The sequence below is a fragment of the Conexibacter stalactiti genome (assembly GCF_033542075.1).
GTDB lineage: Bacteria > Actinomycetota > Thermoleophilia > Solirubrobacterales > Solirubrobacteraceae > Conexibacter > Conexibacter stalactiti.
Map to the genome: position 1 here is coordinate 1 of NZ_JAWSTH010000141.1, position 13,757 is coordinate 13,757.

Here is a 13,757-nt window from a genome sequence, read left to right on the forward strand (position 1 = left end):
GGCACCCGCGCCCGCGCCGCAGCCGAGAGCGCCGGCGGCGAGAGCGGCCGCGCCGAAGCTGGAGCTGCTGAGCGCGCGCGGCCGCAAGGGCGCGCTCACGCTCGGCCTGCGGCTCGACCGGACCGCGAACGTGCGGATCGAGGTCGTCGAGCGGCGCGCCGGCCGCCGAGCCGGCGGCCGCTGCGTGGCGCCGGCGCCACGCGGGGCGCGCGGGGCGAGATGCGTCCGCCTCGTGACGCTCGGCACCGTGCTGCGCCGCAACGTGCGCGGCGGGCTGCCGTCGCTGACGTTGCCGGCGAAGGTCGGCAGAACGGCGCTGCGCGGCCGCATCGTGCGGCTGACGCTGTGGGCCGAGCGCGACGGCCGCAGATCGGCGCTCCAGCGCGTCACGCGGACGGTGCCGAAGTAGGAGTCGGCGCTCGTCGCGAGCACCGCACATCTACTACTGCTCAGCAGCAGTAGATCGGCGGTGCTCGTGACGTCAGGCCTCCAGCCGCTGCTTCAGGCGCGCGCAGTCGGCGGCGAACTGCCGCCGCAGCACGCGCCGCAGCAGCGGCTGGGCGAGCCGCAGCGCGCCGCGCGGCTGGCCGTGCGCGGTGAAGCGCATGCGGGTGGCGGGGGCGTCGGCCGCGCCGGGCGCGGTGGCGTCCGCCGCGCCGCCGCCGCCCGCGCGCGGCTCCAGCTCGATCCGCGCGTCGATCGGCAGCGCGCCCTCGATGATCCGCAGCGCGAACAGGCGCGGCGGCTCGTAGGCGGAGACCTCCACCAGCGAGGCCAGCTCGCGGCCGCGCGGTCCGCGGTGGACCTCGCGCAGCCGTGTGCCGAGTCGCAGCGGCCCGCCGCCCTCGACCTCCGCCGAGACGGTGTTGACCTGCCAGCTCGACAGCTTCGCCGGATCGGTCACGAAAGCGAAGACGGCGGCCGGCGGGCGCGCGATCTCGGTCTCGATCGTCAGCTCGATCATCGTCCTGTCCTCTCCTCGACGGTCGTCCACCAGTGGTCGAAGGCGCGTCTGCGCCAGCGCGGTCCCGTGCTCTCGCCGGCGAAGACGCGCGCCAGGAACGGCCCGGCGAGCGCGTCGAGCGCAACCGTCGGGTCGACCTCGGCGCGCAGGTCGCCGCGCGCCTGGCCGCGCTCGATCAACGCGCGCACGGCGGCGCGGCGCGGGCCCAGCACGCTCGCGCGGAAGGCGTCGATCAGCTCTGGATGGCGCTCCTGCTCGCCGATCAGCCCGCCGATCAAGCGCACGTACGCCGGCCCGTCCGCGGGCAGCCCGCGCGAGAGCGCGCGCCACAGCTCGGCGCGCGTGTCGCTGAGGTCGGGCACCTCCAGCGGCTCCAGCTGGCGCGCGATCACGGCGGCGACGAGCGTCGCCTTGTCGCGGTGGCGGCGGTAGATCGCCGGCTTGCCGACGCCCGCGGCCCGCGCGACCTCTTCGACGGTCATCGCGGCGAAGCCGCGCTGCCGCAGCAGCGCCAGCGTCGCCGCCGCGATCGCGTCGTCGATGCTCGGGTCGAGTCGTCGCGCCACGCGGCTTAACGTAACGCGACCGTTACGTTATTGCAAACGCTCCCACGGCTCGATCGCGAAGCGCTCGACCGCGGGCTCGTCGAAGGCGAGGCCGTGGCCCGGCGCGTCGCTCAGCAGCAGGCGCCCGCGCTCCCAGCGCGGGCCGCCCTCGACCAGTCGCGCGAACGGCATCGCGCGGTCGTCGCCGAAGTGCTCGACGAGCGTGTCGCCGGCGACCGTCGCGGCGAGCGGCGCGTGCAGCTCGGAGAACCAGTGGGTGTGGAGGCCGACGCCTTCGAGCGCCGCGTAGGCGGCGATCCGCTGGAAGCCCGTGACGCCGCCGCAGGCGGTCGCGTCGACGACCAGCACGCCGACGCCGCCGCCGGCCGCCAGCGCGCGCAGCTCGCCCGGGTGCGACAGCACCTCGCCTGCCGCGAGCGGCAGACCGCTGGCCGCGAACAGCTCGCGGTGGAGGTGCACGAGCTGGGGCGGGAAGGGATCCTCGAGGTAGCGCAGGTCGAGCCGCGCCAGCGCGCGGGCGACCGGCAGCGCCTCGGCGACCGAGCGCCAGCGCCCGTTCGCGTCCGCGATCAGCGCGACCGCGTCGCCGACCCGCTGGCGCACGGCGCGCACGCGGGCGACGTCGTCGGCGGCGCTGCCGGCGCCGATCTTGACCTTGACCGTCGTCGCGCCGGCCGCGAGCTGCTCGTCGACCTCGGCCAGCAGCGCGGCCTCGCCGCCGTCGGTGAAGTAGCCGCCGGCGAGGTAGCCGGGGACCGACTCCAGCTCGACCGCGCCGAGCAGCCGCTGCAGCGGCAGGCCGGCGCGACGGCCGCGCAGGTCCCACAGCGCGACGTCGATCGCGCTCAGCGCGCGCATCGCGGCGCCGGCGCGCCCTTCCAGCAGCGTCGCGTGCGCCATCGCCTCCCACAGGCCGGCGGTCGCGTCGACCGGCCGGCCGAGCGCGATCGGCGCCAGCAGCGCGACCGCGCGCGTCGCGAGGTCGCTGTTGCGGTAGCCGGCGAAGGTGAAGCCGCTGCCGACGGCGCCGTCGTCGTCGTGGACGCGGACGAGCGTGAAGGCGCGCGCGTTGACGGTCCGCGAGGCGAGCCGCAGCGGCTGCGGCAGCGGGCAGAGGACGGTGCGCGCCTCGATCGCGGCGATCCGGCTCATGCGAAGACGTCCTCCGGCAGTGCCAGCAGCACGTCGCGGCTGGTGCGGATGTGGACGCGCGTGAGGCGGTCGGCGCGCTCGTGGTCGCCGGCGAGGATCGCGTCAAGGATCTCGACGTGCTCGGCGATCGAGTCGGCCGGGCGGGTCGCGAAGATGAAGCCGCTGAACTGGAGCTGGAGCGTCAGCGGGCGCAGCTGGCGCAGCATCGTCTGGAGCAGCCGGTTGCGCGACAGCTCGGCCAGCTCGTCGTGGAAGCGGTCGCGTCTTCTGAGCTCCTCGACGTAGCGCGGCAGGTCGCCGTCGAACTCCTTCAGCCACCCGCGCAGCTGCTCGGCGCGGGCGCGCACGGCCGGGTCGCCGACGTGGTGGGCGGCGAGCGCGGCGGCCTGCCCCTCCAGCGCCTCGCGCACCTGGTACAGCTCGCGCACGTCGTCGCGCGACATCCTGCGGACGGCCCAGCCGCGTCGCTCGTGCTCCTCCAGCAGGCCCTGCGCCGCGAGGTGGCGCAGCGCCTCGCGAACCGGCCCGCGGCTGGTCTCGAACCGGCGGGCCAGCTCTGCTTCGACGATCCGCTCCCCTGGGCGCACGCGACGCGCGGAGATGTCAGCGGTGATCGCCTCGACCACGGTCGAGACCGCGGACCCCTCTTCGTGGCTGCTCGTTGACATGCGCTTGACACTACCAGGGAATCGCCTTACGGTTCGCAACAACTTCGTCCTACGAATTGCAAGGGAACGTCCTACGAATGAACGAGCTCGCCGACCTCATCCCCACCGCGCGCCGCGTGGTCGACGAGCTGCTCGCGCTGCAGCCGGAGGAGCGCGTCGCGCTGATCACCGACGCCGGCACGCCGCCGCAGCTGACCGGTGCCCTCGCCGGCTGCGTCAGCGCGGCGGGCGGCGAGTACGTCGTGCTGGAGATGCCGACGCGCGGCCTGCTGCGCAACAACGAGCTGCCGGCGATGATCGAGCGCGCGCTGGAGGAGGCCGACTGCCTGCTCGGCCTCACGCGCACCTCCGGCGCGCCGACCTACGCCGCGACCACCAAGCGGCTGCTCGACGCCGGCAGCCTGCGCGCGATCTCGATGGTGATGCGCCCGCTGGAGATCTTCACCGGCGGCGGCGCGCTCGCCGACTACGCGGAGCTGCGCGCCGAGGGCGAGCGGCTCGGCGACATCTGGCGGCGCGGCCGCACGATGCGGATCACGACCCCGGCCGGCACCGACCTCGTCGCCGAGGTCAGCGGCGAGGACGTCGTGATCGAGTGCGGCTACGCCGACCGCCCGGGGATGGAGGCCGCCTTCTCCGACGGCGAGGTCTCGTCGCGCCCGCACGAGGGCACGGCGCGCGGCACGCTCGTCGTCGATGGTCCGGTCGCCCACGTCGGCACCGCCGCCGAGCCGCTCCGCTTCACCGTCGAGAACGGGGTCGTGACCGGCTTCGAGGGCGGCGGCCCGCAGGGCCGCGCGATGCGCCACATCCTCGACACGGTCCCGCACGTCACCAACATCGCCGAGTTCGGCATCGGTCTCAACGGCGCCTGCCGCCGCAACGGCCTCTTCGAGGAGGAGAAGAAGGCGCGCGGCAACGTCCACGTCGCGCTCGGTGACAACATCTTCTACGGCGGCACGGTCGCGAGCCCCATGCACATCGACATGGTGCTCTACAACCCCACCGTCGAGCTCGACGGCATCACGCTCGTGCGCGACGGAGTCGTCGAGCTGGAGCCGGCGGAGGCCGCCCGCGCATGAGCGCGACGCTGACCGAGCACGACCTCGGCGGGTTGCCGTGGCTGGTCGCGCGCGGCGACCGTCAGCAGGCGTTCCGGCAGCTCGGCGCCCGCTTCGCCGAGCAGATCGCGGCGCTGGCCGGAGCGATGTCCGACCTGCCGCTGACGGTCCGGCGGCGCGCTGCGGCGCCGCGGCGGTTCGACGCGATCGCCGCCGCCAGCCGGCGCGACCACCCGCTCGCGTGGACCGAGCTGGAGCAGCTCGCTGCCGGCGCCGGCGTGTCGTTCGAGTCGCTGCTGCTGCTCAACCTGCGCGGCGACGCCGGCCTCGACCCGCTCGGCTGCACGGACGTGCTGTGGAGCGACGGCGAGCGGCTGCTGTTCGGTCACAACGAGGACGGCGACCCGGCGCTCGCGGGCCGCTGCGCGCTGCTGACGCTGGCGCTCGACGACGACCCGGTCTCGACCTCGTGGTGGTATCCCGGCTTCCTGCCCGGCAACACCTTCGCGCTCAACGAGCACGGGCTGGCGTGGGGGCTCGACAACGTCAACATCCCGGCGCCGGCCGAGTGCGGCGGGCGCGGCTTCGTCGCGCGCAGCCTGCAGGCGAGCTGCCGCACGCTCGCCGACGCCGCCGCCTTCCTCGCGCGCACGCCGAGCGCCGGCGGCTTCGCGTACAGCTTCGCCGACACCCGCGGCGGCGAGCGGCTGCTGGTCGAGGCGGCCGCCGGTCGCGCGCGCGAGGCGCCGGCCGCACCGCTGACGTGGCACACCAACCACCTGCTGCTGCTCGACGAGGTCGCCGACCGGCCCAGCGCGGAGAGCCGCGGCCGCGCCGCCGCGCTCGCCGCGCTGGAGCTGCCGCGGCGCCCGGCGCGCGAGTGGCTGCTGGCGCTGCTGGCCGGCGCGCCGGTGCCCGCGGGCGTCCATCGCGACGGCAGCGGCGGGGACAGCTCGGCGACGCTCTGCACGTTCGTCGCCGACGTGCCCGCGGGCGAGGCGCTGGTGGTGCCGCTCGGCGCGCCCGCCTTCGCGCTCGGGCTCGACGACTTCGCCCATGGAAACGCAACAGGCGCCCGGCCGCTGGAGCCGTCACCAGCGACCGCGCCGACCGATGTCAACCCCTGAAGAACGGAGCACCAGGTGCACGGACGAGTGACCTGTGGACTGCTGCTGAGCGCCGCGACGCTCGCGCTCGCGGCCTGCGGCAGCAGCGATGACGGTGGTGGCGGCGCCGGTGGCGCCGGCGGCGCGACGGTCAGCCGCGGCGCCAGTGAGCCGGTGACGGTCGCGCTGCCGACCGACATCAACACCTTCAACCCGATCACGGCCGGCGGCAGCCAGGCCGACAACACGCTCTTCACCGCGCTCTACGACACGCTCGTCCGGCAGTCGCTCGACGGCAGCGGCAGACTCGAGCCGCAGCTCGCGACGAGATGGGAGGTCAGCAGAGACGCGCGCAGATTCACCTTCCACATCCGTGACGGCGTCACCTGCGCCGACGGCGACGCGCTCGACGCCGCCGCCGTCGCCGCCTCGCTCAGATACGCCTCGGACCCGAGAACGCCGAACGGCTACGCGAGCCTGATCTTCGGACCCAGAGGAGTCGACTCGATCGCCGCCGACGACGCCGCGCAGACCGTCACCGTCACCACCAAGGCGCCGTGGGCGTCCCTGCTCAACGGCTTCGCGGAGTCGGCCGCGGCGATCGTCTGCCCCGCCGGCCTGGAGGACACGAGAGCGCTCGAGCTGAGACCGTCCGGCTCCGGCCCGTACGCGCTCGAGCGCTCCGCGCGCGGCAACGAGTACGTGCTGAGACTGCGCGCCGACGCCGGCAGAACGCTGCCGCAGGGGATCGCGCTCGACAAGATGCCGCAGCGGCTGACCTACCGCGTCGTCGCCAACGGCACGACGACCGCCAACCTGCTGATGACCGACCAGATCCAGGCCGGCTCGATCGCGACCCCGGACTTCAGACGCGTGCGCGACAGCGGCCGCTTCACCGAGGTCACCGGCGTCGGCCTCGGCGCCGACGCGATGCTCTACAACGAGAGCGAGGGTCACCCCGGCGCCGACGTCAACGTGCGCCGCGCGCTCAACGCGCTGATCGATCGCGAGGAGGCGACGACCGCGTACAGCGTCGGCCTCGGCAAGCCGATAACGACGCTGATCACGCCCGGGATGGAGTGCTACGCGGAGGCCGACGGCGACGTCGCGCCGAGACACGATCCCGCGCTCGCCGAGCAGCTGCTGAGAGAGGCCGGCTACGCGAAGGAGGGCGGCGCCTGGGTCAAGGACGGCAAGCCGCTGACGCTGACGCTGCTCGGCGGCGCCGCGCAGAACTCCGGGCCGGCGTTCGTGCAGTCGGTCTGGAAGGAGTTCGGGATCGAGACGAGAACGGTCATCGGTCAGCCGGCGCAGCACGACGCGCTGCACGCCGGCAACTTCGACGCCGTCGTCTTCGAGCTCAACTCGCCGACGAGCGCGCCTGAGCTGCTCGTCAACCAGCTCAGCGGCCCGCTCGAGCAGTCGATCAACTTCGCGCACGTCAGAAACGCGGAGTTCGAGGCGATCGTCGAGCCGGCCGCGGCCGCGACCGGCGAGGAGCGCTGCGCGCTCTGGAGCAGAGGCCAGAAGGCGCTGATGGAGAACGCCGACGCGAACCCGATCCAGGCCAACGTGATCGCCTGGTTCGGCCGCGGCGTCAGCTTCGAGGCGTCGTTCTGGTACCTCGACTCGAAGACGCTCCAGGTCGCCGGCTGACGGTTCACGTCGTGTCTGCGATCCGGACATCAGGACCGCTCGCCTCGCCCGTCGCGCGCTTCGCCGCGCGGCGGGCCGGGCGGATGGTCGTCGTGCTCGCGGGGCTCGTCGTGGCGACGTTCGCGATCGTGCGGTTGATCCCCGGCGACCCCGGCCGCCGCATCCTCGGCCTGCGCGCCGACGCCGACGCCGTCGCGCAGCTGAACGCGCAGCTCGGGCTCAACGGCTCGCTGCCGCACCAGTTCGGCAGCTACCTCTCCGATCTCGCCAACGGTGACCTCGGCCGCTCGTTCCAGACGAGCGAGGCGGTCACGACCGTGATCGGCGAGCGGCTCGGCAGCACGCTGCAGCTGCTCGTGCTGGCGATGGCGATCGTGCTGCTGGTGGGGATCCCCGCCGGCCTCGTCGCCGGCGTCGCGCTGCGCGGCCGGCACGGCTGGGGCGAGACCGCCTGGAGCGCCACGACCGGCGTGCTCGGCGTGCTGCCGCACTACGTGATGGCGACCTTCCTCGCGTTCGTCTTCGCGGTCACGCTCAGATGGCTGCCGGTCGCCGGCTCCGGGCCGTGGGACGCGGCGATCCTGCCGGCGGTCGCGATCGCGCTCGCGCCGGCCGCGCACGTCGCGCGGCTGGTGCGGGTCGAGACCGCCGGCGCGCTGGAGCAGGAGTACATGACGGCGGCGCGCTCCAAGCGGCTCTCGCGGCTGCGCCTCTACGGCGCCCACGTGGCGCCGAACGTGCTGACGGCGGCGCTGACGCTGAGCGGCGTGATCCTCGCCGCGCTCGTCTCCGGCGCCGTCGTCGTCGAGCAGGTCTTCGCGCGCCCGGGGATCGGCAGCGCGCTGGTGCAGGCGCTGCTCGTGCAGGACTATCCGGTCGTGCAGGGGATCACGCTGCTGATCGGGACGATCGTCGTCGTCGCGAACGCGCTCGTCGACCTGGCGCTCGGTCTCGCCGACCCGCGCGTGCTGGAGGCCGGCGCATGAGATCCGTTCGCCGCGTCACCGCGACGATGGTGCGCACGCCGACCGGGGCGCTCGCGCTCGCCGGCGTCGCGCTGCTGGTCGGGCTGGCGATCTTCGCGCCGCTGCTGTGGGGCGACCAGGCCGACAGGCTCGACGTCACCGCCGCCGGGCAGGGGCCGTCGGCCGAGCACTGGCTCGGGACCGACGAGCTGGGCCGCGACATCCTGCTGCGGACGCTCGTCGCGACCCGCCTCGCGCTGCTGCTCGACCTCGCTGCGGTCGGCTCGGCGGCGGTGATCGGGATCGCGCTCGGCGTCGCGATCGGCTTCGGCGCGCGCTGGCTGCGCTCGGCCGCGACGACCGCGATCGACACCTGCCTCAGCTTCGGCGACGTGCTGCTGGCGATCGTCGTGCTGGCCGTCGTCGGTGTCGGCACGCGCGGGACCGTGATCGCGGTCGCGCTGTCGTTCGTCGCGACCTTCGCGCGGATGGCGATGACGATGACGCGCGGCGTGCTCGTGCAGGAGTACGTCGCCGCCGCGCGCGTCGTCGGCGTCCCCCGCCGCCGGCTCGCGACCCGCTACCTGCTGCCGAACGTCGCCGAGGGGCTGACGGTCTTCCTCTGCACCTCGCTCGGCTCCGGCCTGCTGGCGATCTCGGCGCTCAGCTTCCTCGGCCTCGGCGTCCAGCCGCCCCAGTACGACTGGGGGCAGATGCTGACCGAGGGCACGCGCCAGTTCTACACCAACCCCGCCGCCGCGCTGGCGCCCGCCGCGATGATCGGCTTCGCCGGCCTGACGCTGTCGCTGCTCGGAGACGCGCTCGCGCGCGCCGCCAACCCGCTCGTCTGGACCGCCTCGCGCTCCGCCCGGCGCGGCCGCCGCGCGCGTCGCGCCCACGCCTTGGAGACCGCCGCATGACCGGACCCGTGCTGGAGGCCGAGGGCCTCACCGTCCACATCTCGACGCCGGCAGGCGAGCTGCCGCTCGTGCGCGACGTCTCGCTGCGCGTCGAGCCCGGCGACTTCGTCGGGATCGTCGGCGAGTCCGGCAGCGGCAAGACGCTGACGACGCGCGCGCTCAGCGGGCTGCTGCCGCCGGGCGCGCGGATGGAGGCGAGCGCGCTGCGCTTCGCCGGCGAGGACCTGCTGACACTGCCGCGGCGTCGCCGCGACAGCCTGCTCGGGACGAGGCTGGCGATGGTCTTCCAGGACCCGTCGTCGTCGCTCAACCCGGCACGGCGGATCGGCAGCCAGATGGTCGAGGCCGTCGTCGCGCACGAGCGGCTGCCGCGCCGCAAGGCGCGCGAGCTGGCCGCGACGCGGCTCGAGCAGGTGCGGATCGACCGCCCGGCGCAGCGGCTGCGGCAGCGGCCGCACGAGCTGTCCGGCGGTCAGCGCCAGCGCGTGATGATCGCGATGGGGCTGATGGGCAACCCGGCGCTGATCATCGCCGACGAGCCGACGACGGCGCTCGACGTGACCGTGCAGGACGAGGTGATGACGCTGCTGAGGACGCTCAATCGCGAGCAGGGCGTTGCCGTGCTGATGGTCTCCCACAACATCGCGCTGCTGTCGCAGGTCTGCAACCGGATCGTCGTGATGTACGCGGGGCGGGTCGTCGAGTCCGGCCCGGCCGCGGCGGTCGTCGGCCGGCCCGGCCATCCGTACGCGGAGGCGCTGATGGCGGTCGTCCCGGACCTCGGGATGGAGGCCGGGCGCGAGCTGCCGACGATCGCGGGCGCGCCGCCCGACGCGCTCGCCCCGCCGCCCGGCTGCGCCTTCGCGCCGCGCTGCCCGCTCGCGGTCGAGCGCTGCGCCGAGCGGCCGCCGCTGGTCGCGCTCGGCGCCGGTCACGCGGCCGCCTGCTGGCGCGCGGAGGAGCGCTCGTGCTGACGGTCTCGGACCTCGTCGTCGCCTACCCCAACGGTCGCGTCGCGGTCGACGGCGTCTCGCTGCAGGTCGGCGCCGGCGAGACGCTCGGGCTGGTCGGCGAGTCGGGCTCGGGCAAGTCGACGACGGCACGCGCGATCGTCGGGCTGGCACCGGTTCGCTCCGGCGCGATCGCGGTCGACGGGGTCGACGTCGTCGGCGCCCGCGGCGAGCGCGCGCGGCGGCTGCGGCAGACCGTCCAGCTCGTCTTCCAGAACCCGCTGCTGTCGCTCAACCCGCGCATGACGATCGGCCAGACGGTGCGCGAGGCGGTCGGCTGCGCGCCGCCGTCGCCTGGGCTCGTCGCCGCCGCGGAGGCGGAGCGGCTGCTCGGCCTCGTCGGCCTGCCGCCGGGCGTCTCGGATCGCTACCCGCATCAGTTCTCCGGCGGGCAGTTGCAGCGCGTCGCGCTCGCGCGGGCGCTCGCGGTGCGGCCGCAGCTGCTGATCCTCGACGAGGTGACGGCGGCGCTCGACGTCTCGATCCAGGCGACGGTGCTGAACCTGATCCGCAGGCTCCAGCGCGAGCTCGGGCTGGCGCTGCTCTACATCTCCCATGATCTCTCGGTGGTGCGCTACATGGCCTCATCCGTCGCGGTGATGCGCGCGGGCGCGATCGTCGAGTCGGGCCCGACGCAGGCGCTCTACGACGCGCCCGAGCACCCGTACACGCAGGCGCTGCTGGCGGCGATCCCGACGCTCGACCGCGCGGTGGCGTCATGAGCGCGGTGTTCGACGCGCTGCCGCCGGCGCCGACGACGACGGCGCTGGCGGCGGCGATCCGCCGCGGCGAGACGACGGCGGTCGCGGCCATCGAGGCGTCGCTGCGAGCGATCGAGGAGCGCAATCCGGCGCTGAACGCCTTCGTCCACGTCGACGCCGACGGTGCGCTCGCCGCCGCGCGCGCGGTCGACGCGACGCTCGCGGCCGGCGGCGATCCCGGACCGCTCGCCGGCGTCCCCTTCGGCGTCAAGGACCTCGACGACTGCATCGGGATGCCCACCGGGCTCGGCTCGCTGCTGTTCAAGGACGGCGCGCCGGCGGAGCGCGAGCCGCCGCTGGTCGCGCGGCTGCGCGCCGCCGGGGCGATCCCGGTCGGCAAGACGGCGACGCCCGAGTTCGGCGTCAGCGCGGCCACCTACAGCCGCGCCCACGGCGTCACCCGCAACCCGTGGGACCCGCGGCTGACGCCGGGTGGCAGCAGCGGCGGTTCGGCCGCGGCGGTCGCAGCCGGGATGGTCCCGTTCGCGACCGGCAGCGACGCCGGCGGCTCGATCCGCAGCCCCGCCGCCTTCTGCGGGCTGATCGGCCTGAAGCCGAGCCACGGCCTGATCCCGGGCGACCGCCGCATCGGACCGGGCCAGGCGACCGACTACCACTGCTGGGGCGTGCTGACGCGCACCGTCGAGGAGACGGCGCTGCTGCTCGAGCTGGTCGCCGGGCCGTATGCGCCCGAGCGCGCCTCCCAGCTGCACGCGCCCGCTGCCTGGCGCGTCGCGGCCGCGACGCTGGACGTCGGCGGCGTGCGGGTCGGCTGGTCGCCCGACCTCGGCCGCGCGCTCGTGCAGGAAGAGGTGCGCGTGACCGCCGAGGCGGCCTCGAAGCGGCTTGCGGCGCTCGCCGGCGGGAGCTGGCAGGCGCTCGACGTGCAGCTGCCGGACATGCGCGCGGTCTCGTGGCCGCGCTGCCCGGAGATGCGCTCCTACCTGGAGGCCGAGCAGCTCTATCCGCAGCGCGCCGAGGAGCTCGGCCACCAGGTGCTGGAGTGGATCGAGGCGCGCGGGACGCCGACGCTGGCGCTGCTCGACGGGGCACTGCGGGCGCGGGCGCAGCTCGACCGCGTCGTCGCCGGGATGTTCGCCGAGGTCGACGTGCTGGCGACGCCGACGACGGCCTGCACAGCCTTCCCGGCCGACCATCCCGACGTGCGCGAGATCGACGGCCGCGACGCCTCCGCGACCGGGGCGGAGCCGTTCAGCGGCCTCGCCAACGCCGCCTGGCTGCCGTCGATCTCGGTCCCGGCGGGGCGCTCGGCGGAGGGCCTGCCGATCGGGCTCCAGCTGACCGCGCCGTTCGGCCGCGACGATCTCGTGCTGCGGCTGGCGCGGCTGCTGGAGCGGGCGTCGGCGTAGCTACTGCAGGTATCTCTCGACGGTCGAGGCCGGGCGCTCGACCGCCTGGTCGGGGTCGCCGCCGGCGTCGCGCAGCGCGCGGCGCTGGCGCTGGAGGTCCCAGAGGCGATCGAGCTCGACGCCGATCGCCTCCAGGCGGACGCGGTCCTCGTCGAGGTTCGGGTCGGCGGCGCCCTCGCGCTCGCGGATTCTCAGCCGCTCCGCCTCGAGCGCCTCGATCTGCTGCTGGATCTGCTCGTCGTTCATGTGGCTGACGATACCCCGCAGGACCAGGTTGCTTGCGTCAGATCTCGGATCCCGCTAGTTAATGCAGGATGGATCGAGGAGTTCGCAAGACCGCGACGGATACAGAGCAGAATCCGCAACCTGTGCGGCTCGACGACGTCGACCGCAGGCTGATCGCGGCGCTCCAGCCGGACGGGCGCCGGCCGTACAGCAGGATCGCGAGCGACCTCGGCGTCTCGGAGTCGGTCGTGCGCTACCGCGCGCAGCGGCTCGAGCGGGCCGGGATCCTGCAGGTGGTCGGGATCGCCGACCCGCTCAAGATCGGCTTCGACCTGATGGCGATGATCGGCGTGAAGGTGCGGCCGGCCTCGCTCGACGCCGTCTGCGCCGCGGTCAGCGCGCTGCCGGAGACCTCGTACGTCGCCTCGGTCGCCGGGGGCTACGACGTCTTCGTCGAGGTGATCTGCCGCGACAGCGCCCACTTCGGCGAGCTGCTGACGCAGCGTCTGCACGCGATCGACGGCGTCGTCGGCGCCGAGTCCTTCCTGATCCTGGAGATGCACAAGATGGCGTACGGCTGGGGCGTCGGCGAGGTCGCGGCGGCGGAGGCGGAGCGATGAGCGCGCCGCGCAACGGCGGCGTCTCCTTCTGGTACGCGAACACCGAGCTGCCGGCCCGGCGCGCGCCGCTCGACGGCGACGCGAGCGCTGACGTCTGCATCGTCGGCGGCGGCTTCACGGGGCTGTGGACCGCCTACTACCTCAAGCGCGCGCAGCCCGAGCTGAACGTCGTCGTGCTGGAGAAGGAGTTCTGCGGCTTCGGCGCCTCCGGCCGCAACGGCGGCTGGCTGTCGGACCACTTCACCGCGCCGCGCGAGCAGATGGCGGCCGAGCACGGCCGCGACGCCGTGCTGTCGATTCAGCGCGCGATGCGCGCGACGATCGACGAGGTGCTGGCCGTCTGCGCGCGCGAGTCGATCGACGCCGACGTCGTCCACCACGGCGTCGTGCAGGTCGCCCGCGGTCCGGCGCAGGAGGCGCGGCTGCGCGAGTTCGTCGCGCACGAGCGCGCGTGGGGCTACGAGGCGCCGGGCGACCTGGTCGCGCTCTCGGCGGCCGAGATGGCGGAGCGGATACGGGTCGCGGGCGGCTCGACCGGCGCCTGGAGCCCGCACTGCGCGCGGGTCCAACCGGCGAAGCTCGTGCAGGGGCTGGCAGCGGCGGTCGCGCGGCTCGGCGTGCGGATCTGCGAGTCGACGACGGTGCGCGAGGTCGTGCCGGCGGGCTCCGGCGCGCGCGGCGGCGGCGCGGCCGGGCCGGGCGGCGCGGCGGGT

At 74.7% G+C, this 13,757-nt stretch carries 15 protein-coding genes and 1 pseudogene; 11 read left to right on the forward strand and 5 right to left on the reverse strand.

Annotated features, from left to right (window positions below; all coding sequences use genetic code 11):
* A pseudogene (locus R7226_RS28945) lies at nucleotides 1-409 on the forward strand (hypothetical protein); the annotation flags it as partial.
* Nucleotides 410-481: 72 nt separating this feature from the next.
* Here the strand turns inward: R7226_RS28945 and R7226_RS28950 are convergent.
* The 4 genes from R7226_RS28950 to R7226_RS28965 are packed head-to-tail and all read right to left on the reverse strand — an operon-like array spanning nucleotide 482 to nucleotide 3,350.
* Nucleotides 482-964, reverse strand: a complete 483-nt coding sequence (locus R7226_RS28950; protein ID WP_318600949.1) for an SRPBCC family protein — start codon at nucleotides 962-964, stop codon at nucleotides 482-484.
* Nucleotides 961-1,530 (reverse strand): TetR/AcrR family transcriptional regulator, encoded by a 570-nt coding sequence (locus R7226_RS28955; protein ID WP_318600950.1) that lies wholly within the window; start codon nucleotides 1,528-1,530, stop codon nucleotides 961-963. The genes R7226_RS28950 and R7226_RS28955 overlap by 4 nt, the downstream gene beginning before the upstream one ends.
* Nucleotides 1,531-1,557: 27 nt before the next feature.
* Entirely contained in the window at nucleotides 1,558-2,682 is a 1,125-nt protein-coding gene (locus tag R7226_RS28960; RefSeq protein ID WP_318600951.1) for a mandelate racemase/muconate lactonizing enzyme family protein, read from the reverse strand.
* The gene (locus R7226_RS28965; protein ID WP_318600952.1) at nucleotides 2,679-3,350 is read right to left on the reverse strand and encodes a GntR family transcriptional regulator; all 672 of its coding nucleotides are present in this window, start codon (nucleotides 3,348-3,350) and stop codon (nucleotides 2,679-2,681) included. The genes R7226_RS28960 and R7226_RS28965 overlap by 4 nt, the downstream gene beginning before the upstream one ends.
* 77 nt (nucleotides 3,351-3,427) lie before the next feature.
* Here R7226_RS28965 and R7226_RS28970 point away from each other — a divergent pair, with 77 nt between their 5' ends.
* Genes R7226_RS28970 through R7226_RS29005 form a run of 8 tightly spaced genes read left to right on the forward strand, consistent with a single transcriptional unit; the run spans nucleotide 3,428 to nucleotide 12,199 of the window.
* A complete protein-coding gene (locus R7226_RS28970) occupies nucleotides 3,428-4,432 on the forward strand; it encodes an aminopeptidase (protein WP_318600953.1) in 1,005 nt (334 codons plus the stop codon).
* Nucleotides 4,429-5,538, forward strand: a complete 1,110-nt coding sequence (locus tag R7226_RS28975) for a C45 family peptidase (protein WP_318600954.1) — start codon at nucleotides 4,429-4,431, stop codon at nucleotides 5,536-5,538. Before R7226_RS28970 ends, R7226_RS28975 begins: the two co-directional genes overlap by 4 nt.
* A 15-nt stretch (nucleotides 5,539-5,553) precedes the next feature.
* Complete coding sequence (locus R7226_RS28980; RefSeq protein ID WP_318600955.1) at nucleotides 5,554-7,173, forward strand: ABC transporter substrate-binding protein; 1,620 nt, start codon at nucleotides 5,554-5,556, stop codon at nucleotides 7,171-7,173.
* A gap of 11 nt (nucleotides 7,174-7,184) precedes the next feature.
* Complete coding sequence (locus R7226_RS28985) at nucleotides 7,185-8,159, forward strand: ABC transporter permease (RefSeq protein WP_318600956.1); 975 nt, start codon at nucleotides 7,185-7,187, stop codon at nucleotides 8,157-8,159.
* Nucleotides 8,156-9,058: an ABC transporter permease gene (locus R7226_RS28990; RefSeq protein ID WP_318600957.1), complete on the forward strand. Its 903-nt coding sequence runs from the start codon at nucleotides 8,156-8,158 to the stop codon at nucleotides 9,056-9,058. The genes R7226_RS28985 and R7226_RS28990 overlap by 4 nt, the downstream gene beginning before the upstream one ends.
* A complete protein-coding gene (locus R7226_RS28995; RefSeq protein WP_318600958.1) occupies nucleotides 9,055-10,032 on the forward strand; it encodes an ABC transporter ATP-binding protein in 978 nt (325 codons plus the stop codon). The genes R7226_RS28990 and R7226_RS28995 overlap by 4 nt, the downstream gene beginning before the upstream one ends.
* A complete protein-coding gene (locus tag R7226_RS29000; protein WP_318600959.1) occupies nucleotides 10,026-10,790 on the forward strand; it encodes an ATP-binding cassette domain-containing protein in 765 nt (254 codons plus the stop codon). The genes R7226_RS28995 and R7226_RS29000 overlap by 7 nt, the downstream gene beginning before the upstream one ends.
* A complete protein-coding gene (locus tag R7226_RS29005) occupies nucleotides 10,787-12,199 on the forward strand; it encodes an amidase (RefSeq protein ID WP_318600960.1) in 1,413 nt (470 codons plus the stop codon). Before R7226_RS29000 ends, R7226_RS29005 begins: the two co-directional genes overlap by 4 nt.
* Here the strand turns inward: R7226_RS29005 and R7226_RS29010 are convergent, their stop codons facing one another.
* Entirely contained in the window at nucleotides 12,200-12,445 is a 246-nt protein-coding gene (locus tag R7226_RS29010; protein WP_318600961.1) for a DUF2630 family protein, read from the reverse strand.
* A gap of 122 nt (nucleotides 12,446-12,567) precedes the next feature.
* Here R7226_RS29010 and R7226_RS29015 point away from each other — a divergent pair, with 122 nt between their 5' ends.
* Nucleotides 12,568-13,044 (forward strand): Lrp/AsnC family transcriptional regulator, encoded by a 477-nt coding sequence (locus tag R7226_RS29015; RefSeq protein WP_318600962.1) that lies wholly within the window; start codon nucleotides 12,568-12,570, stop codon nucleotides 13,042-13,044.
* On the forward strand, nucleotides 13,041-13,757 hold a 717-nt coding region (locus tag R7226_RS29020; protein WP_318600963.1), incomplete at its 3' end, for an NAD(P)/FAD-dependent oxidoreductase. The genes R7226_RS29015 and R7226_RS29020, both read left to right, overlap by 4 nt.

Excerpts from the sequence above, each read along its gene's own strand:
- R7226_RS28950 (WP_318600949.1), bottom strand. The coding sequence starts at position 964 with ATGATCGAGCTGACGATCGAGACCGAGATCGCGCGCCCGCCGGCCGCC.
- R7226_RS28960 (WP_318600951.1), bottom strand. The coding sequence starts at position 2,682 with ATGAGCCGGATCGCCGCGATCGAGGCGCGCACCGTCCTCTGCCCGCTG.
- R7226_RS28965 (WP_318600952.1), bottom strand. The coding sequence starts at position 3,350 with ATGTCAACGAGCAGCCACGAAGAGGGGTCCGCGGTCTCGACCGTGGTC.
- R7226_RS28970 (WP_318600953.1), top strand. The coding sequence starts at position 3,428 with ATGAACGAGCTCGCCGACCTCATCCCCACCGCGCGCCGCGTGGTCGAC.
- R7226_RS28975 (WP_318600954.1), top strand. The coding sequence starts at position 4,429 with ATGAGCGCGACGCTGACCGAGCACGACCTCGGCGGGTTGCCGTGGCTG.
- R7226_RS28990 (WP_318600957.1), top strand. The coding sequence starts at position 8,156 with ATGAGATCCGTTCGCCGCGTCACCGCGACGATGGTGCGCACGCCGACC.
- R7226_RS28995 (WP_318600958.1), top strand. The coding sequence starts at position 9,055 with ATGACCGGACCCGTGCTGGAGGCCGAGGGCCTCACCGTCCACATCTCG.
- R7226_RS29005 (WP_318600960.1), top strand. The coding sequence starts at position 10,787 with ATGAGCGCGGTGTTCGACGCGCTGCCGCCGGCGCCGACGACGACGGCG.
- R7226_RS29010 (WP_318600961.1), bottom strand. The coding sequence starts at position 12,445 with ATGAACGACGAGCAGATCCAGCAGCAGATCGAGGCGCTCGAGGCGGAG.